The sequence below is a fragment of the Pseudomonas sp. xss_2 genome, from assembly GCF_043104195.1.
Classification (GTDB): Bacteria; Pseudomonadota; Gammaproteobacteria; order Pseudomonadales; family Pseudomonadaceae; genus Aquipseudomonas; species Aquipseudomonas urmiensis.
Window position 1 is genome coordinate 63,093 of record NZ_JBICKL010000046.1, and the last position, 25,980, is coordinate 89,072.

The 25,980-nt window shown below is 62.8% G+C and carries 20 protein-coding genes; 14 read left to right on the forward strand and 6 right to left on the reverse strand.

From position 1 onward, the window contains the following. Positions 1 to 234 precede the first annotated feature (234 nt). The 7 genes from ACF8K2_RS09610 (at position 235) to ACF8K2_RS09640 (ending at position 7,109) form a co-directional block, all read left to right on the forward strand. A complete protein-coding gene (locus tag ACF8K2_RS09610) occupies positions 235 to 1,155 on the forward strand; it encodes a glutamate/aspartate ABC transporter substrate-binding protein (RefSeq protein ID WP_186556196.1) in 921 nt (306 codons plus the stop codon). A 145-nt stretch (positions 1,156 to 1,300) separates the two neighbouring features. After that, on the forward strand, positions 1,301 to 2,047 hold the full coding sequence (locus ACF8K2_RS09615; protein ID WP_186556195.1) for an amino acid ABC transporter permease: 747 nt from the start codon (positions 1,301 to 1,303) through the stop codon (positions 2,045 to 2,047). Beyond that, positions 2,047 to 2,718, forward strand: a complete 672-nt coding sequence (locus ACF8K2_RS09620) for an amino acid ABC transporter permease (protein WP_368971417.1) — start codon at positions 2,047 to 2,049, stop codon at positions 2,716 to 2,718. Before ACF8K2_RS09615 ends, ACF8K2_RS09620 begins: the two co-directional genes overlap by 1 nt. Then, positions 2,715 to 3,449 (forward strand): amino acid ABC transporter ATP-binding protein, encoded by a 735-nt coding sequence (locus ACF8K2_RS09625; RefSeq protein ID WP_119138855.1) that lies wholly within the window; start codon positions 2,715 to 2,717, stop codon positions 3,447 to 3,449. The genes ACF8K2_RS09620 and ACF8K2_RS09625 overlap by 4 nt, the downstream gene beginning before the upstream one ends. A gap of 69 nt (positions 3,450 to 3,518) precedes the next feature. Beyond that, on the forward strand, positions 3,519 to 5,423 hold the full coding sequence (locus tag ACF8K2_RS09630) for an ATP-binding protein (protein WP_186556194.1): 1,905 nt from the start codon (positions 3,519 to 3,521) through the stop codon (positions 5,421 to 5,423). Further along, positions 5,420 to 6,748: a sigma-54-dependent transcriptional regulator gene (locus ACF8K2_RS09635; protein ID WP_392464556.1), complete on the forward strand. Its 1,329-nt coding sequence runs from the start codon at positions 5,420 to 5,422 to the stop codon at positions 6,746 to 6,748. Before ACF8K2_RS09630 ends, ACF8K2_RS09635 begins: the two co-directional genes overlap by 4 nt. A 25-nt stretch (positions 6,749 to 6,773) precedes the next feature. Next, on the forward strand, positions 6,774 to 7,109 hold the full coding sequence (locus tag ACF8K2_RS09640; protein WP_186556192.1) for a GlpM family protein: 336 nt from the start codon (positions 6,774 to 6,776) through the stop codon (positions 7,107 to 7,109). A 33-nt stretch (positions 7,110 to 7,142) separates the two neighbouring features. Here ACF8K2_RS09640 and ACF8K2_RS09645 read toward each other — a convergent pair whose 3' ends face one another. Next, positions 7,143 to 8,138 (reverse strand): alpha/beta hydrolase, encoded by a 996-nt coding sequence (locus ACF8K2_RS09645; RefSeq protein WP_312151247.1) that lies wholly within the window; start codon positions 8,136 to 8,138, stop codon positions 7,143 to 7,145. Positions 8,139 to 8,333: 195 nt separating this feature from the next. Here ACF8K2_RS09645 and metR point away from each other — a divergent pair, with 195 nt between their 5' ends. After that, positions 8,334 to 9,251 (forward strand): transcriptional regulator MetR, encoded by a 918-nt coding sequence (metR, locus tag ACF8K2_RS09650; protein WP_186556189.1) that lies wholly within the window; start codon positions 8,334 to 8,336, stop codon positions 9,249 to 9,251. On the opposite strand, the gene ACF8K2_RS09655 is transcribed toward metR, so the two are convergent. After that, a complete protein-coding gene (locus ACF8K2_RS09655; protein WP_186556188.1) occupies positions 9,235 to 9,648 on the reverse strand; it encodes an NUDIX domain-containing protein in 414 nt (137 codons plus the stop codon). The genes metR and ACF8K2_RS09655 overlap by 17 nt on opposite strands. A gap of 247 nt (positions 9,649 to 9,895) precedes the next feature. On the opposite strand from ACF8K2_RS09655, the gene ACF8K2_RS09660 reads away from it, so the two are divergent. Continuing rightward, positions 9,896 to 14,173, forward strand: a complete 4,278-nt coding sequence (locus tag ACF8K2_RS09660) for a DEAD/DEAH box helicase (RefSeq protein WP_392464557.1) — start codon at positions 9,896 to 9,898, stop codon at positions 14,171 to 14,173. A gap of 56 nt (positions 14,174 to 14,229) precedes the next feature. Here ACF8K2_RS09660 and ACF8K2_RS09665 read toward each other — a convergent pair whose 3' ends face one another. Continuing rightward, a complete protein-coding gene (locus ACF8K2_RS09665; RefSeq protein ID WP_186556186.1) occupies positions 14,230 to 14,484 on the reverse strand; it encodes a type B 50S ribosomal protein L31 in 255 nt (84 codons plus the stop codon). Between the two features lie 178 nt (positions 14,485 to 14,662). Here ACF8K2_RS09665 and ACF8K2_RS09670 point away from each other — a divergent pair, with 178 nt between their 5' ends. Then, on the forward strand, positions 14,663 to 16,282 hold the full coding sequence (locus ACF8K2_RS09670; RefSeq protein WP_392464558.1) for an FMN-binding glutamate synthase family protein: 1,620 nt from the start codon (positions 14,663 to 14,665) through the stop codon (positions 16,280 to 16,282). Between the two features lie 117 nt (positions 16,283 to 16,399). On the opposite strand, the gene ACF8K2_RS09675 is transcribed toward ACF8K2_RS09670, so the two are convergent. Next, the gene (locus tag ACF8K2_RS09675) at positions 16,400 to 17,818 is read right to left on the reverse strand and encodes an amino acid permease (RefSeq protein ID WP_186556184.1); all 1,419 of its coding nucleotides are present in this window, start codon (positions 17,816 to 17,818) and stop codon (positions 16,400 to 16,402) included. 437 nt (positions 17,819 to 18,255) lie between these two features. Between ACF8K2_RS09675 and ACF8K2_RS09680 the strand changes: the two genes are divergently transcribed. The 3 genes from ACF8K2_RS09680 to ACF8K2_RS09690 all read left to right on the forward strand — a co-directional run bounded on the left by ACF8K2_RS09680 (position 18,256) and on the right by ACF8K2_RS09690 (position 22,784). Next, entirely contained in the window at positions 18,256 to 21,384 is a 3,129-nt protein-coding gene (locus ACF8K2_RS09680; protein ID WP_392464559.1) for a transglycosylase domain-containing protein, read from the forward strand. A 108-nt stretch (positions 21,385 to 21,492) separates the two neighbouring features. Beyond that, entirely contained in the window at positions 21,493 to 22,026 is a 534-nt protein-coding gene (locus tag ACF8K2_RS09685; protein WP_392464560.1) for a PadR family transcriptional regulator, read from the forward strand. Continuing rightward, positions 22,023 to 22,784, forward strand: a complete 762-nt coding sequence (locus ACF8K2_RS09690) for a siderophore-interacting protein (RefSeq protein ID WP_392464561.1) — start codon at positions 22,023 to 22,025, stop codon at positions 22,782 to 22,784. The genes ACF8K2_RS09685 and ACF8K2_RS09690 overlap by 4 nt, the downstream gene beginning before the upstream one ends. A gap of 4 nt (positions 22,785 to 22,788) precedes the next feature. On the opposite strand, the gene ACF8K2_RS09695 is transcribed toward ACF8K2_RS09690, so the two are convergent. Both ACF8K2_RS09695 and ACF8K2_RS09700 read right to left on the reverse strand, forming a co-directional pair. Then, on the reverse strand, positions 22,789 to 23,442 hold the full coding sequence (locus tag ACF8K2_RS09695) for a Pr6Pr family membrane protein (protein ID WP_392464562.1): 654 nt from the start codon (positions 23,440 to 23,442) through the stop codon (positions 22,789 to 22,791). After that, complete coding sequence (locus ACF8K2_RS09700; RefSeq protein ID WP_186556180.1) at positions 23,443 to 23,664, reverse strand: VF530 family DNA-binding protein; 222 nt, start codon at positions 23,662 to 23,664, stop codon at positions 23,443 to 23,445. It abuts the gene before it with no gap. A 218-nt stretch (positions 23,665 to 23,882) separates the two neighbouring features. Here ACF8K2_RS09700 and ACF8K2_RS09705 point away from each other — a divergent pair, with 218 nt between their 5' ends. Then, positions 23,883 to 25,928, forward strand: coding sequence for a TonB-dependent receptor (locus ACF8K2_RS09705; protein WP_392464563.1), 2,046 nt, complete (start codon positions 23,883 to 23,885; stop codon positions 25,926 to 25,928). Positions 25,929 to 25,980 lie beyond the last annotated feature (52 nt).

Genomic DNA, 25,980 nt, shown 5'->3' on the forward strand with positions numbered 1-25,980 from the left:
ATTTCCGAACAATCTACTGACACCCGTTCGGAAACACGGACACCGCAATCCATCACGGATTGTTAAAAAAAGAGCAATCCCCAGTAATTTCGCGGCGTTATGATCATAGTCAGAGCTTGGCACGACTCATGCTCTACACTTGGAAGCCGAATGCACCGCTTCATGCTGTATTCGTTGAACGAAAGAGTCCGCCAACGGCTCCATAAAAAAAACAAACACGTCGAGGAAAATTTGATGCGTATCGTTCGTCAATTGCTGGGCGCCGCCATCGCGGCCGCTGTGATCGCTTCGCCGGCCATGGCTGAAGAGCTGACCGGCACCCTGAAGAAGATCAAGGATTCGGGCACCATCACCCTGGGGCACCGTGACTCCTCCATTCCATTTTCCTACCTGGCAGGCAAGCCGGAGCCCGTGGGCTACTCCCACGACATCCAGCTGGCCATCGTCGAGCACCTGAAAAAGCAGCTCGACGCTCCTAACCTCAAGGCCCGCTACAACCTGGTCACCTCGCAGACCCGTATCCCACTGGTACAAAACGGCACTGTCGACGTCGAGTGCGGCTCGACCACCAACAACGTCGAACGCCAGCAGCAAGTCGGCTTCTCGGTCGGCATCTTCGAAGTCGGTACCCGCCTGCTGACCAAGGTCAAGGACGGTCAACCGGCCTACAAAGACTTCCCCGACCTGGCTGGCAAGAACGTGGTAACCACCGCTGGCACCACCTCTGAGCGCATCCTCAAGGCGATGAACGCCGACAAGCAGATGAAGATGAACGTGATCTCGGCAAAAGACCACGGCGAAGCCTTCAACATGCTCGAAAGCGGCCGCGCCGTAGCCTTCATGATGGACGATGCCCTGCTCGCCGGCGAAATGGCCAAGGCGCGCAAGCCTGCCGACTGGGTCATCACCGGCACTCCACAGTCCTACGAGATCTACGGCTGCATGGTGCGCAAGGGTGACGACGCGTTCAAGAAGGCCGTCGATGAGGCCATCGTTGCGCTGTACAAGTCGGGCGAGATCAACAAGATCTACGACAAGTGGTTCTCCCAGCCAATCCCGCCAAAAGGCCTGAACCTGCAGTTCCCGATGAGCGACGAGCTCAAGGAACTGATCGCCAACCCGACCGACAAAGCGGCGGACGAGAAGAAGTCCTGAGTCGCAAATAGTGGCCTGGCGCTCAACATGCGCATGAATTAACCCTGCAGGCCACTCGTTAGTGTCTAACCTTTCATCCGAGGGCGCTCGCCGCCCTTGGATGTTCGAAGGTGCCCGTGAAACAACCGTCTGAGGGGAAATCCCGATGAATTACAACTGGGACTGGGGCGTATTCTTCAAGTCCACCGGCGTGGGTAGCGAAACCTACCTGGACTGGTACATCACCGGTCTAGGCTGGACCATCGCCATTGCCATCACCGCCTGGATCATCGCCTTGCTGCTGGGCTCGCTGCTCGGCGTGATGCGTACCGTGCCAAACCGCCTGGTGTCAGGGATTGCCACCGCCTACGTCGAGCTGTTCCGCAACGTACCGCTGCTGGTGCAGCTGTTCATCTGGTACTTCCTGGTGCCGGACCTGCTGCCAGAGGGCCTGCAGGAATGGTTCAAGCAAGACCTCAACCCGACCACCTCGGCGCTGATCAGCGTGGTCATTTGCCTGGGCCTGTTCACCGCTGCGCGGGTCTGCGAACAGGTGCGTACCGGTATCCAGGCGCTGCCCCGCGGCCAGGAAGCCGCCGCCCGGGCGATGGGCTTCAGCCTGGCGCAGATCTACAACAACGTGCTGCTGCCGCAAGCCTACCGGATCATCATTCCGCCGCTTACCTCGGAATTCTTGAACGTGTTCAAGAACTCTTCGGTGGCCTCGCTGATCGGCCTGATGGAGTTGCTGGCGCAGACCAAGCAAACCGCCGAGTTCTCCGCCAACCTGTTCGAGGCGTTCACCCTGGCTACCCTGATCTATTTCACCCTGAACATGGGCCTGATGCTGCTGATGCGCATGGTCGAGAAGAAAGTCTCGGTGCCCGGCCTGATCTCTGTGGGGGGTAAATGATGGAAATGGATTTCAGCGAAATCATCCCTGCCCTGCCGGCCCTCTGGGAAGGCATGGTCATGACCCTCAAGCTGATGGTCATGGGCGTGGTTGGCGGTATCGCCCTGGGCACCATCCTGGCGCTGATGCGTCTGTCGTCGAACAAACTGCTGTCCAATGTCGCCGGCGCCTACGTCAACTACTTCCGCTCGATCCCGCTGCTGTTGGTGATCACCTGGTTCTACCTGGCAGTGCCGTTCGTGCTGCGCTGGATCACCGGCGAAGACACCCCGGTGGGCGCCTTCACCTCGTGCGTGGTGGCATTCATGATGTTCGAGGCCGCCTACTTCTGCGAAATCGTCCGTGCTGGCGTGCAGTCGATCTCCAAGGGCCAGATGGGCGCCGCCCAAGCCCTGGGCATGAACTACAGCCAGACCATGCGCCTGATCATCCTGCCGCAGGCGTTTCGCAAGATGACCCCACTGCTGCTGCAGCAGAGCATCATCCTGTTCCAGGACACCTCGCTGGTGTACACCGTGGGCCTGGTCGACTTCCTCAACTCGGCACGCTCGAACGGCGACATCATTGGCCGCTCGCATGAGTTCCTGATCTTCGCCGGTGTCGTCTACTTCCTCATCAGCTTCTCCGCTTCATGGCTGGTCAAGCGCCTGCAAAAAAGGATCACCGTATGATTTCCATCAAGAACGTCAACAAGTGGTACGGCGACTTCCAGGTGCTCACCGACTGCACCACCGATGTCAAAAAGGGCGAAGTGGTGGTGGTCTGCGGCCCATCCGGCTCGGGAAAATCCACCCTGATCAAGTGCGTCAACGCCCTGGAGCCGTTCCAGAAAGGCGACATCGTGGTCGACGGCACCTCGATCTCCGACCCCAAGACCAACTTGCCCAAGCTGCGTTCGCGGGTTGGCATGGTATTCCAGCACTTCGAGCTGTTCCCGCACCTGACCATCACCGAGAACCTGACCATCGCACAGATCAAGGTGCTCGGTCGCAGCAAGGAAGAAGCCACCAAGAAAGGCCTGGCCCTGCTTGAGCGAGTCGGCCTGTCGGCGCACGCGCACAAGCACCCTGGCCAGCTCTCCGGCGGCCAACAGCAACGTGTGGCGATCGCCCGCGCGCTGTCGATGGACCCGATCGTCATGCTGTTCGACGAACCGACCTCGGCGCTGGACCCGGAAATGGTCAGTGAAGTGCTCGATGTGATGGTGCAACTGGCCCACGAAGGCATGACCATGATGTGCGTGACCCACGAGATGGGCTTTGCCCGCAAGGTCGCCAACCGGGTGATCTTCATGGACAAGGGCAATATCATCGAAGACTGCACCAAGGAAGAGTTCTTCGGCGACCAGACGGCCCGCGACCAACGTACCCAGCACTTCCTCAGCAAGATCCTGCAACACTAAGTCGGCCACGGCAGCGGCTGTCCGGTCCCCCACCGGGCAGCCGATGCTGGTCGTGACAAGGCCACTGTGATGAAATGCGACCCCTCGCTTCTGCGCCCTGCCCAACCCGCCGTGAAATCCCGCCTGATCCGTCAATTGCTGCTGCCCCCCTTGATCGTCCTGCTGATGGTCGGCTTGGGCCTGCTTGGCTATCTGGTCAGCGAGAGCAATGGCGTGCGCGCGTTGAGCGAGAATGGCGAGCGCCAGCTGGAGCTGCACGCGCGCACGGTCGAGAGTGAAATCAGCAAGTACACCTACCTGCCCAGCCTGCTGGAGCTCGAAGACAGCGTCTCGCACTTGCTGACCGACACCGACGGCGGCTCCCGCCAGGTCGTCAACGAATACTTGGAAGGCTTGAACCGCCGCAGTCGCAGCCGGGCGATCTTCGTCCTCGACACCAGCGGCCGGGTACAAGCCACCAGCAACTGGCGCGATGCCGACTCGTTCCTCGGCGAAGACCTGTCGTTTCGTGCCTACTTCCAGGATGCCGTGCGCGGCGAGCCTGGACGCTTCTACGGCATCGGCAGTACCACCGGCGAAGCCGGCTATTACCTGGCCCACGGCCTGGAAGAACACGGCAAGATCATTGGCGTAGCGGTGATCAAGGTGCGCCTGGACACCCTTGAGGAGCGCTGGCAACGTGCGCGGCTGGAAGCTTTCGTCAGCGACGAGAACGGCATCATCATCCTCTCCAGCGACCCGGCCAGACGCCTCAAGTCGGTACGCCCGCTGACCCCGCAGACCAAAGAACGCCTGGCCCGTAGCCTGCAATACTATTGGTGGCCACTGAACGAGTTGCAGCCCCTGGCCCGGGAAACCCTGGCCGATGGCGTCGAGAAGCTGACTTTCCCGGCAAACAGCGAAACCGCCCAAGGCAAGCCCCATGAAGTGTCCTACCTGGCGCAGACCCGGCGCCTGGCCGACACCCCGTGGCATTTCACCCTGTTGACGCCGCTGCAGGACCTGCGCCGCGAGTCGATGGTCCAGGGCATCCTGGTCGGGGTGGCCTTCGCCCTGCTGGCGATCCTGGCAATTGCCTGGAACGAACGACGCAAAGTCATCGCCACGCGGTTGGCCGCACGTGAAGCGCTGGAAGAAGCCAACAGCCATCTGGAGCGCAAGATCGCCGAACGCACCGCCGACCTACGCGCCAGCAACGAGCGTCTCAAGGGCCAGATCCGCGAACGCCGGCATGCCGAGCAGACCCTGCGCCACGCCCAGGACGAACTGGTCCAGGCCGGCAAGTTGGCGGCCATCGGCCAGATGTCGACCAGCATTGCCCACGAACTGAACCAACCGCTGGCGGCGCTGCGCACCTTGTCCGGCAACACCGTGCGTTTTCTGGAGCGCGGCGCGCTGGAAACGGCCAGCACCAACCTGCGCACCATGAACGACCTGATCGACCGCATGGGCCGCATCACCGCCAGCCTGCGTTCGTTCGCCCGCCGCGGCGACGACAGCGGCCAAGCCTCGCTGAGCAAAGCGATCGACGCCAGCCTGCAAGTGCTGGGCAATCGCATCGCCGGTTGCCATCTGCAACTGCACAGCCAGTATGATGACCAGCAGTTGGCCATCGATCAGACCCGCCTGGAGCAGATCCTGGTTAACCTGATCGGCAACGCCCTGGACGCCATGGCCACTCAGCCGCAGCCCCAGCTATGGTTGGAGGGCGAGCTGCAGGGCGACAAGTATCGTCTGCGCGTACGCGACAATGGCCACGGCATCGATGCCGAGGCGCGCAAGCACCTGTTCGAACCTTTCTTCACCACCAAACCGGGCGAGCATGGCCTGGGCCTGGGCCTGACCTTGTCGGCGAGCCTGGCCGCCGCCGCCAAAGGCTCTCTGAGCGTCGAACACCCCGCCACTGGCGGCACCGCGTTCGTCCTCGCCCTGCCCTTGGTCAACGCCCCTAGCGAAACGGCTGAGCATTCATGAACCAAGCGCCTTTAACTGTACTGATCGTCGAAGACGACCCGCATGTACTGCTCGGCTGCCAACAGGCATTGGCCCTGGAAGACATCGCCTGCGAAGGCGTCGGCAGTGCCGAGCAGGCCCTGGAACGCATTGGCGATGACTTTGCCGGCATCGTCGTCAGCGATATCCGCCTACCGGGCATCGATGGCCTGGAGCTGCTCAGCCGCCTCAAGGCGCGCGACCGCAGCCTGCCGGTGGTGCTGATCACTGGCCACGGCGATATCGACATGGCCGTTGGCGCCATGCGCAACGGCGCCTACGACTTCATGGAAAAACCCTTCTCGCCAGAGCGCCTGGTCGAAGTGGTGCGCCGCGCCCTGGAACAACGTGGCCTGGCCCGCGAGGTGTTTTCGCTGCGCCGCCAGTTGGCCGGCCAAAGCACCCTAGAAGGGCGCATCATCGGCCGCTCACCGGCCATGCAAAACTTGCGCGAACTGATCGCCAACGTTGCCGATACCTCGGCCAACGTGTTGATCGAAGGCGAAACCGGTACCGGCAAAGAGCTGGTCGCACGCTGCCTGCACGACTTCAGCCGGCGCCAAGGCCAGCCGTTCGTAGCGCTCAACTGCGGCGGCCTGCCAGAGAACCTGTTCGAAAGCGAGATCTTCGGCCACGAAGCCAACGCCTTTACCGGCGCCGGCAAGCGCCGCATCGGCAAGATCGAGCACGCCAATGGCGGCACGCTGTTCCTCGATGAAGTCGAGAGCATGCCGCTGAACCTGCAAATCAAACTGCTGCGCGTACTTCAGGAACGCACCCTGGAGCGGCTTGGCTCGAACCAGAGCATCCCGGTCGACTGCCGGGTGATCGCCGCAACCAAGTCCGACCTCGACGCCATGGGCCAGAGCGGCCAGTTCCGCAGCGACCTGTATTACCGCCTGAACGTGGTGACCCTGGAGCTACCGCCCTTGCGCGAGCGTCGGGAAGATATCCTGCAGCTGTTCGAACACTTCTTGCAGCAATCGGCCCTGCGCTTTGACCGTGAAGTGCCGGAGCTGGACAGCCAGACCCTGTCGCGGCTGATGGCCCACGACTGGCCGGGCAACGTGCGTGAGCTGCGTAACGTCGCCGAGCGCTATGCCCTGGGCTTACCGGCGTTCAAGAAATCCGGCACCAGTGGCGCCAGCCAGGGCCTGGGCTTTGCCGAGGCGGTGGAAGCGTTCGAGCGCAACCTGCTCAGCGATGCCTTGCAGCGCAGCGGCGGCAACCTCAGCCAGGCCAGCCTGGAGCTGGGCATGGCCAAGACCACGCTGTTCGACAAAGTGAAAAAATACGGCCTCGGCTGAACTCGATCTCAACCTGGATGACATTGTGGATCTGCTATTCAAAGCCGCCTTGGGCGCGGGCGTGGTGGTACTGCTGGCGATACTGTCGAAGACGCGCAATTACTACATTGCCGGGCTGGTGCCGCTGTTTCCGACCTTCGCCCTGATTGCGCACTACATCGTTGGCAAGGGGCGCTCGCTAGAAGATCTGAAGACCACCATCCTGTTTGGCATGTGGTCGATCATTCCGTACTTCGTGTATCTGGCGACCTTGTATGTGCTGGTCGATCGGATGCGCTTGGAAGCGTCACTGGCGCTGGCGACGGTTGCCTGGTTGGTGGCCGCGACGGTGCTGGTCAGCCTTTGGGTGCGTTTACACTGAGATTGTTGGGGCCGCTTTGCGGCCCACGACAATCTACAGCCGAGCCAAATGGGTCAGATCCTCGCGATGTGACTTCAGGTAAGGCAACACCGCCCCCAGCAGCGGCGCCTTGAACTGCTCCTGAAACCGATGCGCCAACCCCGGAATCAAGCGCAGTTGACTGCCCTGGATATGCGCCGCCAGATGCACCCCATGCATCACCGGCAGCAACGGATCAGCCGTGCCATGCACCACCAGCGTCGGCACCCGCAACTGATTCAACAGCTCGACCCGGCTCGGCTCGGCCAGAATCGCCATGATCTGGCGCTTGGCCCCTTCTGGATTGAACGCCCGGTCATAGGCCAAAGCCGCTTGCTGCAACAGCACCGTCCGATCATCGCGCACCTGCGGGCTACCCAGTGCGGCCAACAGATCAGCCTGCTGCTCGATCGCCACCTCACGACTCGGCGCACTGCGCCGCGCCAGTAACTGCACCAGTGCCGGGCTCGGCGCGGGTAACCCAGCAGCGCCAGAACTGGACATGACCAAGGTCAAACTGCGTACCCGCTCTGGCGCCATCGCCGCCAGGTGCTGGGCAATCATGCCGCCCATGCTCACCCCCAGCACATGAAACTGCTCGACCTGCAACGTATCCATCAGGCGCAGGCCATCGCTGGCCATGTCGGTCAGGGTGTAGGGCGCCGCCACCGACAAGCCGAATTTGTAGCGCAACAGCTCGACCGTAAGGTTGGCCGAGGGCGGTAGCTGGTTCCAGCGCGACAGCCCGACATCGCGGTTGTCGTAGCGAATCACCCGAAAACCCTGCTTGCACAGCGCTTGGACCACATCGTCGGGCCAGTGAATGAGCTGCCCGCCCAAGCCCATCACCAGTAGCAACACCGGATCGCTCGGTTTGCCAACGCTTTGGTAAACCAGGCTGACCTGGCCAAGCTCGGCCCGTTGCACAGGTACCTGCGCGTCGCAACGCTGGGCGGCGAAAGCACCCGGCACACTGAACAGGAAAAATAAAAACAGCAGAAAAGCCCGCATGAAAGAAACACCAGATTGCAGATCCCCAGTAGAGCGCGAGTCTGATGAAAATCGTTCAATCGCGCTGCCACAGTTCAGTGACAGTTTGATGAACCCTGCTCAGCGGTCATTGCCATGTGAGTCGACAGCCGCCGGCAACATGAGCGAAACTCAACACATCCCGTCCTTGATGTAGTGTCTCCCCCGGAGTTGCATGTGCTGGAAATCCGCCACCTGAAAACCCTTCATGCCCTACGCGAGGCTGATAGCCTGGTCGAGGCCGCCGAACGCCTGCACTTGACGCAATCGGCGCTGTCCCACCAGTTCAAGGAACTCGAAGAGCGCCTTGGCCTGCCCATCTTCGTGCGCAAAACCAAGCCGATCCGCTTCACCAGTGCCGGCCTGCGCCTGCTGCAACTGGCCGACGCCACCTTGCCGCTGCTGCGCGGCGCCGAACGCGACATCGCCCGCCTGGCCGGTGGCACTGCGGGTCGTCTGCACATGGCGATCGAATGCCATAGCTGTTTCCAATGGCTGATGCCGACCATCGACCAGTTCCGCGATGCCTGGCCGGAAGTCGAGCTGGACCTGGCTTCAGGCTTTGCCTTCGCGCCACTGCCAGCGCTGGCCCGCGGCGATCTGGACCTGGTGGTGACCTCCGACCCGCTGGACCTGTCGGGCATCACCTACGTGCCACTGTTCACCTACGAAGCGATGCTGGCGGTGGCCAATCAACACGCCTTGGCCAGCAAACCCTACATCGTGCCGCAGGACCTGCTCGACCAGACGTTGATCACCTACCCGGTCGAGCGCGACCGCCTGGATATCTTCACCCGTTTCCTGGAGCCGGCCGACATCGAGCCGGCGGCGGTACGCACCTCGGAGCTGACCGTGATGATGATGCAGTTGGTCGCCAGTGGCCGGGGCGTGTGCGGCATGCCGCACTGGGCGCTGCATGAGTACAGCTCGCGCGGCTATGTGAAGGGCAAGCGTTTGGGGGAGAAAGGCCTGTTTGCCACGCTTTACGCGGCGGTGCGCACCGACATGCTCGATGCGCCATACATGCGCGACTTTTTGCTGACGGCTAAAGACACTTCGTTCGCCACCCTCGATGGGGTCAGCGCGGTACGTTGAGGCCCTGTCGGTAGAGCGGCAGGATCAGGTCGCGGGTCAGCGGCGCCAGCTCAAAGGTTGGCGTCTGCTCGGCTGCCAGCCATAACACCTCTTCGATTTCCGCAGCCGGGGCCACAGCCTCGGCGCTGTGTACGCGAAACAGTTCGGCCTGCACCTCAAAGCCTGGCTCGTTGGCCGCTGGGGCACTGAATTGGCCCAGGTACTCGGCGTGTTCGGGGTCGACGCGCAGGCCGAGTTCTTCATGGAGTTCGCGCACCAGGGCTTGCTGCGGGGTTTCCCCAGCATCGATCTTGCCGCCAGGCTGCATGAAGGCCTGGGTGCCGCGTTTGCGCACCAGCAGGGTGCGACCCTGGGGGTCGATCAGCAGGGCGGCGGCGATGCGGATGATGTTGGTCATGAAAGGGCTCATAGGCTAAAACAGCGGCCGAGGATAACTGATCTGGGGTGTCTTTAGCGGCCCTATCGCGGGGCAAGCCCGCTCCCACGCCAGTCTGTGATGGTGTTGGTCGGGTGGAAGCGAAAGACAGTTGGCCCCCACGTGAGCAAAATCGACTGGCGTGGGAGCGGGCTTGCCCCGCGATAGCGTTGTACAGGCAGACGAACGGCCCCTTGCCAACCCGCGCCATGCCCTGCATAACCAATGCATGAACCTCCCTGCCCTGCACCACCCGGTCCTGGATCTGTTTCACCCCGCTGTTGGCAGCTGGTTCGGCCAGCGCTTCGCCACGGTCACCGATGCCCAGGCGCGTGCCTGGCCGCTGATTCACAGTGGCCAATCGATGCTGCTCGCCGCCCCCACCGGTTCGGGCAAGACCTTGAGCGCCTTTCTGGCGGTACTCGATGAGCTGTTTCGCCAAGGCCTGGAGCACGGCGGTGAACTGCCTGCGCAAACCCAGGTGGTGTATGTCTCACCGCTCAAGGCGCTGTCCAACGACATTCGCCTCAACCTGCAGGTACCCCTCGAAGGGATCAGCCAAGCCCTCGAAGCCCAGGGCCTGAAGGCGCCGCGGATCACCACGGCGGTGCGCACCGGCGATACTCCGCAAAAAGACCGTGCGGTCATGCGCAAACTGGCTCCGCATATCCTGGTGACCACCCCGGAATCGCTCTACGTGCTGCTCGGCTCGGGGTCCGGCCGTGCCGGCCTTGCGCAGGTGCACACAGTGATCGTCGATGAGATTCATGCCGTGGCCGGGAACAAGCGCGGCTGTCACCTGGCGTTGACCTTGGAGCGCCTGCAAGCCCTGTGCGGCAGGCCGCTGCGGCGTATCGGCCTGTCGGCCACGCAACGCCCGGTAGAGCGCGTGGCGCAGTTTCTGGTCGGCCATCAACGGCCCTGCGCCATCATCGATGTCGGCCATGCGCGCCAGCGTGATCTGGCCATCGAAGTGCCGCCGGTGCCGCTAGGGGCGGTAATGGCTACCGATGTGTGGAACCTGGTCTACGACCGCCTCGCCGTACTGGCCCGCGAACACCGCACCACGCTGATCTTCGTCAACACCCGGCGCCTGGCTGAGCGCCTGACCCGTCATCTGGGCGAGCGCCTGGGCAATGCGCGGGTCGCCGCTCACCACGGCAGCCTGGCCAAGGAACACCGCCTGATTGCCGAGCAACGGCTGAAGGCCGGCGAGCTGCAAGTACTGGTCGCCACGGCGTCGCTGGAACTGGGCATCGACATCGGCGAGGTCGAGTTGGTCTGCCAGATCGCCTCGCCCGGCTCGATCGCGGGCTTCTTGCAGCGGGTCGGACGCTCAGGGCACCAAGTCGATGGCGTACCCAAGGGTCGGCTGTTCCCGACCTCTCGCGATGACTTGATCGAATGCGTGGCCTTGCTCGATTGCGTGCGCCGGGGTGAACTCGATGAGTTGCACACACCCAAGGCGCCGCTGGATGTGGTGGCCCAGCAGATCGTTGCCGAAGTCAGTAACCAGCCGTGGTCCGAACAGGCCTTGTTCGATTGCCTGCGCCAGGCCCAACCTTTTGCCGAGCTGGACCTGCGCCATTACCAGTCACTGCTGCGCCTGCTGGCCGAGGGCTACAACGGCCGCCAGGGCGTGCGCGCCGCCTATGTCCACCGCGATGCGGTCAGCGGTATGTTGCGCGGGCGCCGGGGCAGCCAGCTGACCGCGCTGACCAGCGGCGGCACCATCCCGGAAACTGCTGACTATGCCGTGCTGCTCGAACCCCAGGCGTTGAACATCGGCAGCGTCAACGAAGACTTCGCAGTCGAAAGCATCGCCGGCGATATCTTCCAGCTGGGCAACGCGTCGTACCGCATCCTGCGCGTCGAGCCCGGCCGGGTCAGGGTCGAGGACGCCCATGGACTGCCGCCGACCATTCCGTTCTGGCTCGGCGAGGCGCCTGGGCGCAGCGACGAGCTATCTACCGCAGTTGCCCGGCTGCAAGCCCGTATCGATGAGCAGCTGCAACTCAGCGGCGGCCAACCTGAGCCGGTCCGCCAGTGGCTGCAGGACAGCTATGAACTGCACCAGGACACCGCCACCCAACTGCTCGATTATCTCCAGCGTACCTGGCAGGTGCTCGGCGCCCTGCCCTCGCAGCAGACGCTGGTGATGGAGCGTTTCTTCGACGAGTCTGGCGGTACCCAGCTGATCATCCACTCACCCTATGGCAGCCGGATCAACCGCGCCTGGGGGCTGGCCCTGCGCAAGCGTTTCTGCCGCACCTTCAATTTCGAGCTGCAAGCTGCGGCCAGCGAGGACGCAATCGTACTCTCGCTGTCGACCAGCCACAGTTTCGAGCTCGACGAAGTGTGGCGCTACCTGTCGAGCAAGAGCGCCGAGCCGATCCTGATCCAGGCCGTGCTCGACGCCCCGCTGTTTGGCGTGCGCTGGCGCTGGAACGCTGCGATAGCCCTGGCCCTGCCGCGTTTCGTCGGCGGGCGCAAGGTGGCGCCGCAGATCCAGCGAATGAAGAGCGAGGACCTGGTTGCAGCCGTGTTCCCAGACCAGATCGCCTGCCTGGAAAACATCGCCGGCGAACGGCAGATCCCCGATCACCCGCTGGTCGAACAGACCCTCGACGATTGCCTGCACGAAGCGATGGACAGCGAGGGCTGGCTGGCCCTGCTCAGGCGCATGGAAAATGGCCAGGTGCGCCTGCTCAGCCGTGACTTGCCGGCGCCATCGCCCTTGGCGGCGGCCATTCTCAATGCGCGTCCCTACGCCTTTCTCGATGATGCCCCGCTCGAAGAGCGGCGCACCCAGGCGGTGCTCAATCGGCGCTGGAACGAGGTGCACAGCAGCGACGAGCTTGGCGCACTGGATGCCGAGGCGATTGCCGCAGTGCAGGATGAAGCCTGGCCGCAACCGACCGGCAGCGACGAGATGCATGAGGCACTGATGAGCCTGGGCGCCATCAGCCAGGCTGAAGTTGAAGGTAACCCTGGTTGGCAGGCACTGCTGCGCACCTTGGCCAAGGCCGGACGCAGCACCTGCCTGCATACGCCCGGCCAGCCACTGTGGCTGGCCCGCGAGCGCTTGAACCTGTTCACGGCGTTGTACCCGGGCGCACGGCTTGAACCGTCTGTAGACCTGCTTGCTGGGTTCGACCAAGCCATAGATCCCGATACCGCACTCACCGAACTGCTGCGCGCCCGCCTCAGCGGCTTTGGCCCTCTGACGCTCTCGCAGATCGCCGCCCCGCTGGGCTTGGCGGAGCCGGACATAGAGCAGGCCCTGGCACGCCTGGAGCAGCAAGGCTATGTGTTGCGCGGTCACTTCAGCCCAGCCAGCCAGGCGCTGCAATGGTGTGAGCGCCACCTGCTGGCGCGAATTCATCGCTACACGGTCAAACGTCTGCGCCGAGAGATCGAGCCGGTCAGCCTGCAGGACTTCATGCGCTTTCTGTTCGATTGGCAGCACCTGGCCAGCCAGGATCGCTTGCGCGGGCCTGAGGCGATCAGTGAAGTGCTGGGGCAGTTGCAAGGCTTCCCGAGTGCTGCCGGTGCCTGGGAGGCAGACCTGCTGCCAGCGCGGATCAAGGACTACAGCCCACATTGGCTGGACGATGCCTGCCGCAGCGGGCAGTGGGCGTGGAGCCGGCTGGCGGCGACGGCGTCGAGCAGTACCCTGTCGAGCACGCCACTGGTGCTGCTACCGCGTGAGCACTTGGGGCTGTGGCGCAGCTTGGCCAGCGCGCCTGAGGTGAGTGAGCTGGGGCCACGTGCGCAACGGGTGCATGAGGCATTGCACCGCCACGGGGCGTTGTTCTTCGATGAATTGAGCCACGAGGCCCACCTGCTGCCCAGCGAGTTGGAGTCCGCCTTGCAGGAGCTGGTGGGCTCGGGCCTGGTCGGCGCAGATAGCTTTACCGGCTTGCGCAGCCTGATCACACCCGCCGCCAAGCGCTCATCGCGCATTAGCCGCCGTGGCCATGCGCCGATGTCCAGCAGCATGGCTCACGCCGGACGCTGGGCATTGCTCAGGCGCAATAGCGCCGAGCCCGATCACGATCAACGCCTGGAGCACATTGCCCGGGCGCTGTTGCGCCGCTATGGGGTGATCTGCTGGCGCTTGCTGGAGCGCGAAAGCGATGCCCTGCCGCCGTGGCGAGAGATGCTGCGCTGTTATCACCGGCTGGAAGCGCGCGGCGAGATTCGTGGTGGGCGTTTCATTGCGGGGTTGGCGGGGGAACAGTTTGCCTTGCCCGAAGCGGTCGGGCTGCTGCGCCAGGTCAGGCGGCGGGCGCTGGATGGCGAGCTGGTGATGGTCAGTGCCAGTGATCCGCTGAATTTGATTGGCACATTATTGCCTGGGAACAAGGTGCCTGCGGTGAGTGGCAATCGGCTGCTCTATCGCGATGGCCTGCCGGTGGCTGCGCGGGTGGCGGGCAAGTATGTGTTTTTGCTTGAGGAGCCTGCCGAGCAGGAGGCCTGGCGGCTGAAGTTGCTGCGTGGCTGAGGGCCTCATCGCGGCGCCCCGACTTGCCCCGCGATAGGGCCCTCGGCCAATCTGAACTAACGCGCAGTGAACCCGGCAAAACGCTTGTTGAACCCAGCCACTCGCCCTTCCACGGTGGTCTTGCGCTGCTGGCCGGTATACACCGGATGCGAAGCGCTCGACACATCCAGGGCCACGTACGGATAGCGCTGGCCATCGCTGTGCTGGTGGGTACGATCAGTCTCAACGGTTGAGCCGATCAGGAAATACACGTCGGCAGCGGTGTCATGAAACAACACTGGACGATAGGCAGGGTGGATATCAGGCTTCATGGCAAATGACCTCAATCGATAAGTGATACTTTATAACATACTAAAAGCGAATGATTTTTGATACTGCAATTTTCATTTTTTCCGCTGCCGGCAAGGCTGGCCATTGGCTTGGTTAAAGGGCTATGGTCGGGGTTTGACCCAGGCCCTGAGCCTGACCGAGCCATCGCAAGGATTACGTATGAGCCTGTCACTTCTCAGTCGCTATGCCTTCTTCGCCGGGTGTGTGCTGTTCACCCTGGCCAGTCTGCCGCTGCTGCATCATGAATGGCTGTGGCCGTTCACCCTGACCACCGCCGTCCTCAGCTTGATCGGCCTGTTCGACCTGCTGCAAAAGCGCCATGCGGTGCGCCGCAACTACCCGATCCTGGGCAATATCCGTTACCTGGTCGAAGCCATTCGCCCGGAGATCCGCCAGTACCTGCTGGAGGCCGACAGCGATGCCCTGCCCTTCTCCCGCGCCCAGCGCTCGCTGGTCTATGCCCGCGCGAAAAACGAGGCATCGGACAAACCGTTCGGCACCCTGATCGATGTCTACGAGTCGGGCTTTGAATTCATCGGCCATTCCATGCGCCCGGCGCCGCTGGCCGACCCTGCCAGTTTCCGGGTGATCATTGGTGGCCCGCAATGTCGCCAGCCTTATTCAGCGTCGATCTTCAACATCTCGGCGATGAGCTTCGGCTCGCTCAGCGCCAATGCCATTCGTGCCCTCAACCAAGGCGCCAAACTGGGCAACTTCGCCCATGACACCGGCGAGGGCAGCATCAGCCCTTATCACCGCGAGCACGGCGGCGACCTGACGTGGGAGCTGGGCAGTGGCTACTTCGGGTGCCGTACCGCCGATGGGCGCTTCGATCCCGAGCGCTTCGCCGAACAGGCGCGCAATCCACAGGTGCGGATGATCGAGATCAAGATGAGTCAGGGTGCCAAGCCCGGCCACGGCGGCATCCTGCCCAAGCACAAGGTGACCCAGGAGATTGCCGAGACGCGTGGCATCCTGATGGGCGAGGACTGCATCTCGCCGTCACGCCACAGCGCCTTCTCCACCCCGATCGAGATGATGCAGTTCATCGCCCAACTGCGTGAGTTGTCCGGCGGCAAGCCGGTCGGCTTCAAGTTCTGCCTGGGCCATCCGTGGGAGTTCATGGGTATCGCCAAGGCCATGCTGGAGACCGGCATCCTGCCCGATTTCATCGTCGTCGATGGCAAGGAAGGTGGCACTGGCGCGGCGCCAGTGGAGTTCACCGACCATATCGGCGTACCGCTGCGCGAAGGCCTGTTGTTCGTGCACAACACCTTGGTTGGCTTGAACCTGCGCGACAAGATCAAGCTCGGTGCCAGCGGCAAGATCGTCAGTGCTTTCGATATCGCCAGCGTATTGGCGATTGGCGCCGACTGGGCCAACTCGGCGCGCGGCTTCATGTTCGCCATTGGCTGCATCCAGTCGCAGAGCTGCCACACCAACAAGTGCCCGACCGGGGTGGCGACTCAGGACACCTTGCGCCAACGAGCGCTGGTGGTGCCGGACAAAGCCAACCGGGTGCTCAACTTCCATCACAATACCCTGCGCGCCTTGGCCGAAATGCTCGCTGCCGCAGGCCTGGATCATCCAGCGCAGCTGGAGGCCAAGCACCTGGTGCGGCGCATTTCGGCGACCGAGATCAAGCTGTTTTCGCAGATGCATGTGTTCCTCAAACCCGGCGAGTTGCTCACCGGTGAGGTCAATGGTCAGTTCTATTCGCGTATGTGGCAGCTGGCCAGGGCGGACAGCTTCGAGCCGCACAGTGAGGTGGCGGCTTAGGGATTTTGGGGCCGCTTTGCGGCCCATCGCAGCCAAGGCAGCTCCTACAGGATGCACTTCTTTGTAGGAGCTGCCTTGGCTGCGATGGGCTGCAGAGCAGCCCCAGAATTGTTTACCTCAAGAAGCGGTACTCACCACCCCTTGTACCTCTTTGGGCGCCAGACGGAACGCGTAGTACAACCCCGTCAGCAGCACCAGGAAGGCCGGGCCAATGTACAAGGCCACGCGAGTCTCCTCGAAGTACGCCATCAAGCCCACCACCAGCACCAGGAACGCCAGCGCCAGGTACGAGCTCAGCGGCCACAGCCACATGCGGTACTTCAGCGCCTTGCGCTCAGCGCTGCTAAGGCCTGCGCGGAACTTGAGCTGGGCCAACAGAATCATCACCCACGTCCAGATCGCACCGAAGGTGGCGATCGAAGTCACCCAGACGAAGACTTTCTCCGGCACCAGGTAGTTGGCCAACACACCCAACAGCAAGGCAGCAATCGACAGCAGCAGCGCATTGCGCGGCACGCCATTTTTCGAGGTACGGGCAAAGGTCGCCGGCGCCTGGCCGTTCTGCGCCAGGCTGTAGAGCATGCGCCCGGTGCTGAAGATCCCGCCGTTGCACGACGACAGCGCGGCAGTGATCACCACGAAGTTGATGATGCCAGCCGCAGTCTTGATGCCCAGCCGCTCGAAGGTCATCACAAACGGGCTACCCTGGCTGCCGATTTCGTTCCACGGGTAGATCGACAGGATCACGAACAGCGCGCCGACGTAGAACAGCAGAATGCGCCAGAACACCGAGCCAATCGCTTGAGGGATGGTCTTCTGCGGGTTGCGTGCTTCACCTGCTGTGAGGCCGATCATCTCCACACCCAGGTAGGCGAACATGACCATCTGCAGCGACATCAGCACACCGGTCACGCCATTGGGCATGAAGCCGCCGTTGCTCCACAGGTTGGAGATGCCCATGGCCACCCCGTCATTGCCCAGGCCAAAGGCGATGATGCCGATGCCGCCGAGGACCATGGCGATGATGGTGACGATCTTGATCAGGGCGAACCAGAACTCGAACTCACCGAAAGCCTTGACCGCGATCAGGTTGATCGCACCCATGCTGCCCAGCGCCGCCAGGGCCCAGATCCAGCGTGGCACATCGGGGAACCAGATGCCCATGTAGATGGCCACCGCCGTGATCTCGGCAACGCAGGTCACCAGCCACAGGAACCAGTAGTTCCAACCGGTCAGAAAGCCCGCCAGGGGGCCGAGATAGTCTTGGGCGTAGCGGCTGAAGGAGCCAGCGACCGGATTGTGCACGGCCATTTCGCCGAGCGCGCGCATGATCACCAGGATCGCCAGGCCGCCAATGATGTAGGAAATCATGATGGCCGGGCCGGCCATTTCGATAGCTTTGGCCGATCCGAGGAACAGGCCGACACCGATACAGGCGCCGAGGGCCATCAGACGGATGTGCCGTTCGCCCAGTTCACGCTTGAGTGGGCCGCCTTGAGCGGTCTCACCATGGGCAGGGTGGTTGCCGACTGGCATAGCAATACAACCTCATTTTGTTATTGGATATGACCTTCGTGCAGCACTAGCCTCGCCGATGAGCGGGACGTCGTCTTGCCGGGCCGACCTCGTGGGTTGATCCGTCCACCCGCACCAGAGGCGCGGGCAGGGCGAAGGGGTCGAGCAGTATAGGAAGCCAACTGTAGGGCTTTTCACTATATAAACAGGGAAATTTGGCGAGAATTCTCGGCAAATTGCCCCTTTACCTAGTGTGTTTTTGCCGCTGCCGCAGTGCTCATCGCAGCAGCCCCAAAATGGTGCAGCCACCCTAACAACTTCCACGCAAATTGGAAGCCGCACCAAAGCCTTATATTCCCACCGCAGATTTGGCCACTTCTTACAAAATTTTCACCAATTCCGGCCAACGTCTAAGCTTCAGACAAGTAAGACGAAATTACCTGGCCGGATTGAAGACTATGGGCGCACTGTGGCAATCGGAACCAACCAGAACGGACGCACCTGAAGCAAATCTGGCTGAAGCTCCGGCGCCAAAGACCCCTCGCCAGCGCCGGCTGTGGTGGCGGTTGATTTTGCTGATCGTGCTGGTGGCCATCGTCGCCATCGGTTTTGCCGCCTATGACGAGGTGCAGACCTCGAATCTGCAGTCACGCGAATTCAGCCGGCTGGCCAGCACCCTCACCTATTCGCTGGAGCCTGGCCCAAGCGATGCCATCGTCTACCCCGGTGAAGGTCCGTTCGACAAACGCTTGGGTTACAGCGCCCTGGGCGAATTCTTGCCGCGCCTGCTCAAGCGCGACTACCTGATCAGCCAGCAGGTGCAGTTCTCCCCGGCCCTGATGAACTACGTCGACCACGGCCTGTTCGTGCCTTACGTGGAAAAGATCCAGGCGGGCCTGTCGATTACCGACTGCCGGGGCGACACGCTGTACCAGTACAACTACCCACAGCACCTGTATCCGAACTTTGCGGCGATTCCGCCGGTGATCGTCAACAGCCTGCTGTTCATCGAGAACCGCGACCTGCTCGACCCGCACGACCCGCGCAACAACCCGGCCGTCGACTGGCCGCGCTTCGCCAAGGCAGCCTACAGCCAGGTGGCCAAGTACCTCGCCTTGCCGGGTCAATCGGCGGGCGGCAGCACCCTGGCTACGCAGCTGGAGAAATACCGCCATTCGCCAGATGGCCTGACCGTGTCGGGCGCCGAGAAGATCCGCCAGATGTTCTCGGCCAGCGTGCGCGCCTACCAGGGCGGGCCGGACACCACCGAAGCACGCCAGCGCATCGTGCGTGACTACCTCAATAGCGTACCGCTCTCGGCAGTGCCTGGGCATGGCGAAGTGCACGGCATGGCTGAGGGTTTGCGGGTCTGGTACGGCGCTGATTTCGACCAGGTAAACCAAGCGCTGGCGTCCACCGCCACCGACGAGGCCAGCATGGCCCAACGTGGCCTGGCACTGCGCCAGGTGTTATCGCTGATGATCGCCCAGCGCCGGCCTTCGCATTACCTGACCAAAGGCCGCATCGAACTGGCTGAACTGACTGATTCGCATATTCGCGTGCTCGCTGCCGCCAACGTCATCGAGCGACCACTGGCTGACGCGGCGCTGGCCAGCAAGGCGGTGTATCGCGACTGGGTGGCCCAGCCGACCATCGTGCCGATCGTCACCAACAAGGGCATCAGCCTGGCCCGCAACCGCCTGGCAGCGATGCTCAATCGCCCGCTGTATGACCTCGACCGCCTCGACCTGTCGGCCACCAGTACCCTGCAGGCCGACCTGCAGACGCAAGTCAGCCAATACCTGAAAAACCTTTCCGACCCGGCCTTCGCCGCACAGATCGGGCTGATCGGCGAACGCTTGCTGACCACCAAGACCACCGACCAGGTGCGCTACAGCTTCACCCTGTTCGAGCGCACCGCCGATGGCTCGCGGGTGCGCGTGCAGACCGACAGCACCGACCAACCGTTCGACATCAACGAAGGCAGCAAACTGGAACTGGGCTCGACCGCCAAGCTGCGGGTACTGACTACCTACCTGGAAATCATCGCCGAGCTGCACGGCAAATACGCGGGCAAACCCGTCGCCGACTTGAAGAAAGAACCTGTCGCCGAGCTCGACCGGATCACCCAGTGGTCACTGGAATGGCTGATCCAGAACAGCAAGAACCAGAGCCTGGACGCCATGCTCGACGCCGCCCTTGAGCGCAAGTACTCGGCCAATACCGGTGAAGCGTTCTTCACAGGTGGCGGCATGCATGTGTTCAACAACTTCCGCAAGGAAGACAACAGCCGCAACCCCACTCTCAAGGACGCGCTGCGCGAATCGATCAACCTGCCGTTCATTCGCCTGATGCGCGACATCGTCCGCTACGTGACCTACCAGCAGCCGTTCAACCGGGCACCGCTGCTCAAGGACGACTCCGACCCGCGTCGCCAGGAATACCTGGCGCGCTTTGCCGACCGGGAAGGCACCAACTACCTGATGCGCTTCTGGAAGAAGTACCAGCGCAAGACCTCCCAGCAGCGTCTGGAAACCTTCCTCGACAGCATGCGCGTGACCCCGCAGCGCCTGGCTGCGGTGCACCGCTACCTGTTCCCAGAGGCCGGACAGGAGACGTTCAATGCCTTCGTGCGCGCCCATAGCAAAGAAGACAAGAAGGCCCTGGCCAAGCTCACCGACGGGCGCCTGTCGGAGATGTACGACGCCTATGGCCCTGGCAAATACGACCTGCCCGACCAGGGCTACATCGCCAAGGTTCACCCGCTCGACCTGTGGCTGCTCGGCTACTTGCTGAAAAACCCGGGGGCGACCCTCACCGAGATGGTCAACGCCAGCCGCTTCGAGCGTCAGGAGGTGTACAGCTGGCTGTTCAAGAGCCGCCACCAGGGCGCACGCGACAGCCGCATCCGTACCATGGTCGAGATCGAGGCGTTTCTCGACATTCACCAGCGCTGGAAACGCGTCGGCTACCCGTTCGATCACCTGGTGCCCTCGCTGGCCACTGCCATCGGCAGCTCGGGCGACCGCCCTGCGGCACTCTCAGAACTGGTCGGGATCATCCAGAACGATGGCGTGCGCCTACCCACCTTGCGCATCGACACCCTGCACTTCGCCGCCGACACCCCCTATGAAACCAAGCTGATCAGCGACCCGGACCGCGGCCAGCGAATCCTCCCGGTGGAAGTTGCCCGGGCGCTCAAGGGCGCCCTGTCGCAAGTGGTCGATGCCGGTACCGCGCGGCGCATCTCCGGCAGCTTCAAGCTGCATGACGGCACTGCGCTGGTGATGGGCGGCAAGACCGGGACCGGTGACAACCGCATCGAAAGCTTCGGCGCCGGTGGCCGGCTGATCGGCTCGCGCTCGCTCAACCGCACCGCCACCTTCGTGTTCTACCTGGGCGACAACCACTTCGGTACCCTCACCGCGTTCGTTCCAGGTCGCACGGCAGAAGCCTTCACCTTCACCTCGGCATTGCCGGTGCAGGTGCTCAAGGGCATGGCGCCGATTCTCATGCCGTACCTGGAGCCGGGCAGCGCCACCGAGTGCAAGGCACCGCAAATGGCTATGCGTGCAAATGCCCCGTAGAAAAGTACTCATCGAAAAGTTAGATGAGAATCATCACCCTCTAAGGCTTGTCTTGCGATATATCTTAAGTAATATCTAACGATATATCGCAAAGACGAGAACACTCCCATGCGTGACCATGATCCTTTCGAACGTCGCCCCGGCCGAGGCGAACGCGGCCCTCGGGTATTCGCCCCGGGCGACCTCAAGTTGCTACTGCTGGCGATGCTTGCCGAGCAACCTGGCCATGGCTATGACCTGATCCGCCAGATCGAAACCCTGTTCGACGGCAGCTACAGCCCAAGCCCAGGGGTGATCTACCCCACCCTCAACTTCCTTGAAGAAGCAGAGCTGATCACCGGCCAAATCCAGGGCAGTAAACGTCTGTACGTCATCACCGACGCCGGTCGCACCGCCCTGATCGAGCAAGCCGTCGCCCTCGATGGCGTGCGCATGCGCATCGAAGTCAGCAAACGCGCCCTGCGTGGCCACGACCGCCCGCCAGAAATCCATGAAGCGGTCGGCAACCTGCGCCATGCCTTGCACATGCACAGCGGCCGCTGGACGCCTGAAGAGATCGAGCGGGTGCGCACCCTGCTCAACGACACCGCCAAGGCCATCGCCGCCGGCCCGACCGATTCCGTTACGGAGAACACCCCATGAGCGACACCATTCACCGCGTCAACCATGAAATCAAACAGCGCCGTTTGCAGGTTCTGCGGGTCACCGAACTGACCCCACGCATGCGCAGGATTACCCTCGGCGGCCCTGAGCTGCAAGGGTTCGTCAGCCTCGGCAGCGACGACCACGTCAAGCTGTTGTTCGCCATGAGCGCACAAGAGCAAGCCGCCATCGAAGCGCGCAACCTTGGCCGTGACGGCGGTGCCCGGCCAACCATGCGCGAATACACCCCACGGCGGGTCGACCTGGCGGCGGGAGAACTGGACATCGACTTCGTCCTGCACGGCGATGGCCCTGCCTCGACCTGGGCTGCGCAGGCTGTGCCTGGGCATGAGCTGAACATCGCCGGGCCACGGGCGTCGATGGTGGTCCCGGACATTTTCGACAGCTACCTGCTGATCGGTGACGAGACTGCAATCCCGGCCATTGCCCGCCGCCTGGATGAACTGCCCGCTGGCCGTCAGGTGTTGGCCGTGATCCAGGTCGAGGACGAACAGGAGCGTCAGCCACTGCCGAGCAAGGCTCAGGTCGAGGTGATCTGGGTGCGTCGACATGACGAAGACCTGCTGGCATTGCTGGAGAATCTGGCACTGCCGCAAGGCAAGCTGTACAGCTGGGTCGCCCTGGAAAAAACCCTCACCCGCCAGGCCAAAGCGTTGCTGCTGGCCAAGGGCGCACAAGAAGACGCACTGAAGGCCGCCGCTTATTGGCGTGCAGATGCCAGCGCTGACGACGAGTGATCGCTCAGCGCGAATGCGCCCTGGCTTCGGCCAGGCGCCTGCCTTGCCAGCGGTCCAGGCCCAGGATCAGCAGGCCGATCCCCCAGAACCCCGCCAATACCGCCAGAGCATTGACCAGCACTTGCGCATAGCCAAGCTCGGCAACATCGATGAACGGATACGGGTACACCCCGATCTCATGCCCGCGCCACAAGGCAAAGGCAAAGTACAACGCCGGATACAGGCTCCACAGCCCCAGGTGCCAGAAACGCAGGCTGCCCTTGGGCACCACCCGCCACCAATACACCACGAACAGCAGCGGCATCAGGTCGTGCAGCAGTTCATCGGCCAGCCATTGCCAGCCCTGCGGGTGCCACAAGTGGCGCAGCAACAGGCTGTAGGCCAAGGCCACCAAGGCGATGCTGGCAGCAATCCCTGAGCTGACTGCGGGCGACAGGAACCAACGCTTGGCGGCAGACGGGTGGCCGAAGGCTGCATAACTGAGCACGCTGGCAACCAGGGTGTTGGTCAGTACCGTGAAAAACCCGAAGACATTGATCAACCCACCGATCAGGCTGGCCTGCTCCTGCCAGCGCGCCAGCAGCACCAGGTAGACCTGCACGCTCAGGCCGCTCCAGCCGAGGATTGCGGCCAGGCTCAACCAAGGATGACGAGGCATTCAGCCTTTGCGCTGCAGCTTGATGTACAGGTGCTCGACTTTTTCCCGCGCCCACGGCGTCTTGCGCAAGAAGGTCAGGCTCGACTTGATGGTCGGATCGCTCTTGAAGCAGCGGATGTCGATGCGCTCGGCCAGGCCCTGCCATTGGTAGTGCGCGACCAACTCGGTAAGGATCTGCTCCAAGGTCTTGCCGTGCAGCGCGTTGTGGTTGGCCGTGCTCATGCCAGTGCTCCCGCGAAGAAAAGATGCGCACATTACACGAGTGTAGTGGGCGGTGGCGGTATTCGAGCGCTGCATCCGGCAGGCAAGCCCTATCGCCCCCCTGCGACTTGCGCCGGCAGGAATGCAGAAGATCCTCTGGACAGACCGAGATTCCCTGCGCTGAAATAGTAATGTTATATTGTAACCATACTAATACCTGCCAAGGATCGTCTTTTCCCATGCTGTGCTCCTCATTGCGCCTCTCCCCCCTCGCCGCCGCGCTATGGCTCGCCTCCACGCCCAGCCAGGCAGTCGAACTCGAACCCCAGGTCATCACGGCCAACCCGCTCGGCAATACCCAGCTGGCCGCCCCCAGCACTGTCCTGGAAGGCAACGACCTGCTGCAACAGCAGCATTCGAGCCTCGGCGAAACCCTCAACAAGCAGCCCGGCGTCGCCTCCACCTGGTTCGGCCCCGGGGCCAGTCGCCCAGTGATTCGCGGCCTGGATGGCGATCGCATCCGCATCCTGCGCAATGGCGTCGGCGCCCTGGATGCCTCGTCGCTGTCCTATGACCATGCGGTGCCGCTCGACCCGGTCACAGTCGAACGGGTCGAGATCGTCCGCGGCCCCGCCGCCCTGCTCTATGGCGGCAATGCCATCGGCGGCGTGGTCAACACCTTCGATAACCGCATCCCCGACGCGCCCATCGAGGGGATTCATGGCGCGGGCGAGCTGCGCTACGGCGGCGCCGATACCACCCGCAGCAGCGCCGGCAAGCTTGAGGCCGGCAACGGCGCCTTCGCCCTGCACCTGGATGCCAACAGCCGTCAGTTCAATGACCTGCGCATCCCCGGCTACGCGCGCAGCTCGAACGTGCGCAACGCCGAGGAAGCTGGCAGCAAGCACCGCCTGGAAAACAGCGACGGTCGCCAGGACGGCGGCGCCATTGGCGGCTCCTACCATTGGGATCACGGCTACACCGGTCTGTCCTACAGCCGCTATGACAGCAACTACGGCTCGGTGGCCGAGTCTGGCGTACGCCTGGACATGCAGCAGGATCACTATGGTTTCGCCTCGGAGTTGCGCGACCTCGAGGGGCCGTTCAGCTCGGTCAAGGTCGACGCCGGCTACACCGACTACCAGCACCGCGAGATCGAATCTGGCGAGGTTCACACCACCTTCAAGAACAAGGGCTACGAGGCGCGTATCGAGGCGCGGCACCAGCCGCTCGGGCCGCTCGAAGGGGTGATCGGCGCCCAGGTCAGTCGCAACGAGTTTTCCGCCCTGGGCGAGGAAGCCTTCGTCCCGCATACCGATACCGACAGCCTGGCGCTGTTCCTGCTTGAGCAGTGGCAGGCGAGCGAGCGCCTGAACCTGAGCTTCGGTGCGCGCCTGGAGCACACCCGGGTAGATCCCGATGCCAAGGGCAATGAAGACTTCGCCGGGGCCGACAGCGCCAGCAGCTTCAACGCAGTCAGCCTGTCGTCCGGTGCGGTGTACCAACTCGATCCGGTCTGGTCGCTGGCGGCCAATCTCGGCTATACCGAGCGCGCCCCGACCTTCTACGAGCTGTATGCCAACGGCGCGCACGTCGCCACTGGCGCGTATGAGGTGGGCGATCCGAACCTGAACAAGGAAAAAGCCATCTCCGGCGACCTGGCGCTGCGGTTTGACAACGGCACCCACAAGGGCAGCGTCGGCGTGTTCTACAGCCACTTCCGTAACTACATCGGCCTGATCGGCAGCGGCAACCTGCGCGAAGGGCACGATCATGGCCATGAAGAGCACGACCACGATCATGACCATGATCACGGCGACATCCCCGAGTACCTCTACCAGGGCGTGCGTGCACGCTTCTACGGCATCGAGGCGCAAGACCGTTGGCAGTTGACCGAGAACCGCTATGGCAGCTTTGCCCTGGAATTGTCGGGTGACTACACCCGCGCCAAGAACCTGGACAGCGGTGAGCCTCTGCCGCGTATTGCGCCGCTGCGCTTGAACAGCGGCTTGGTCTGGGAGCTGGATCGCTGGCAGGCGCGGGTCGACGTGCAGCATGCCGCCTCGCAGCATCGCAAGCCGTCCAATGAAACCCGCACTGACGGCTATACCACCCTGGGGGCCAGCGTGGGTTATCGCTTCGATATCGGTCAGAGCCAGTGGCTGGCCTTCGTGCGCGGCGAGAACCTGACCGATCAGACGGTGCGCTATGCCAGCTCGATTCTGCGCGACATCGCTCCAGCGCCCGGGCGCAGTGTCGAGGTGGGCTTGCGGACCAGTTTCTGATGCTAACCCCGCAGGTTCGAACGTAGCTTCTGCGTCGACCGCTTCGCGGGCA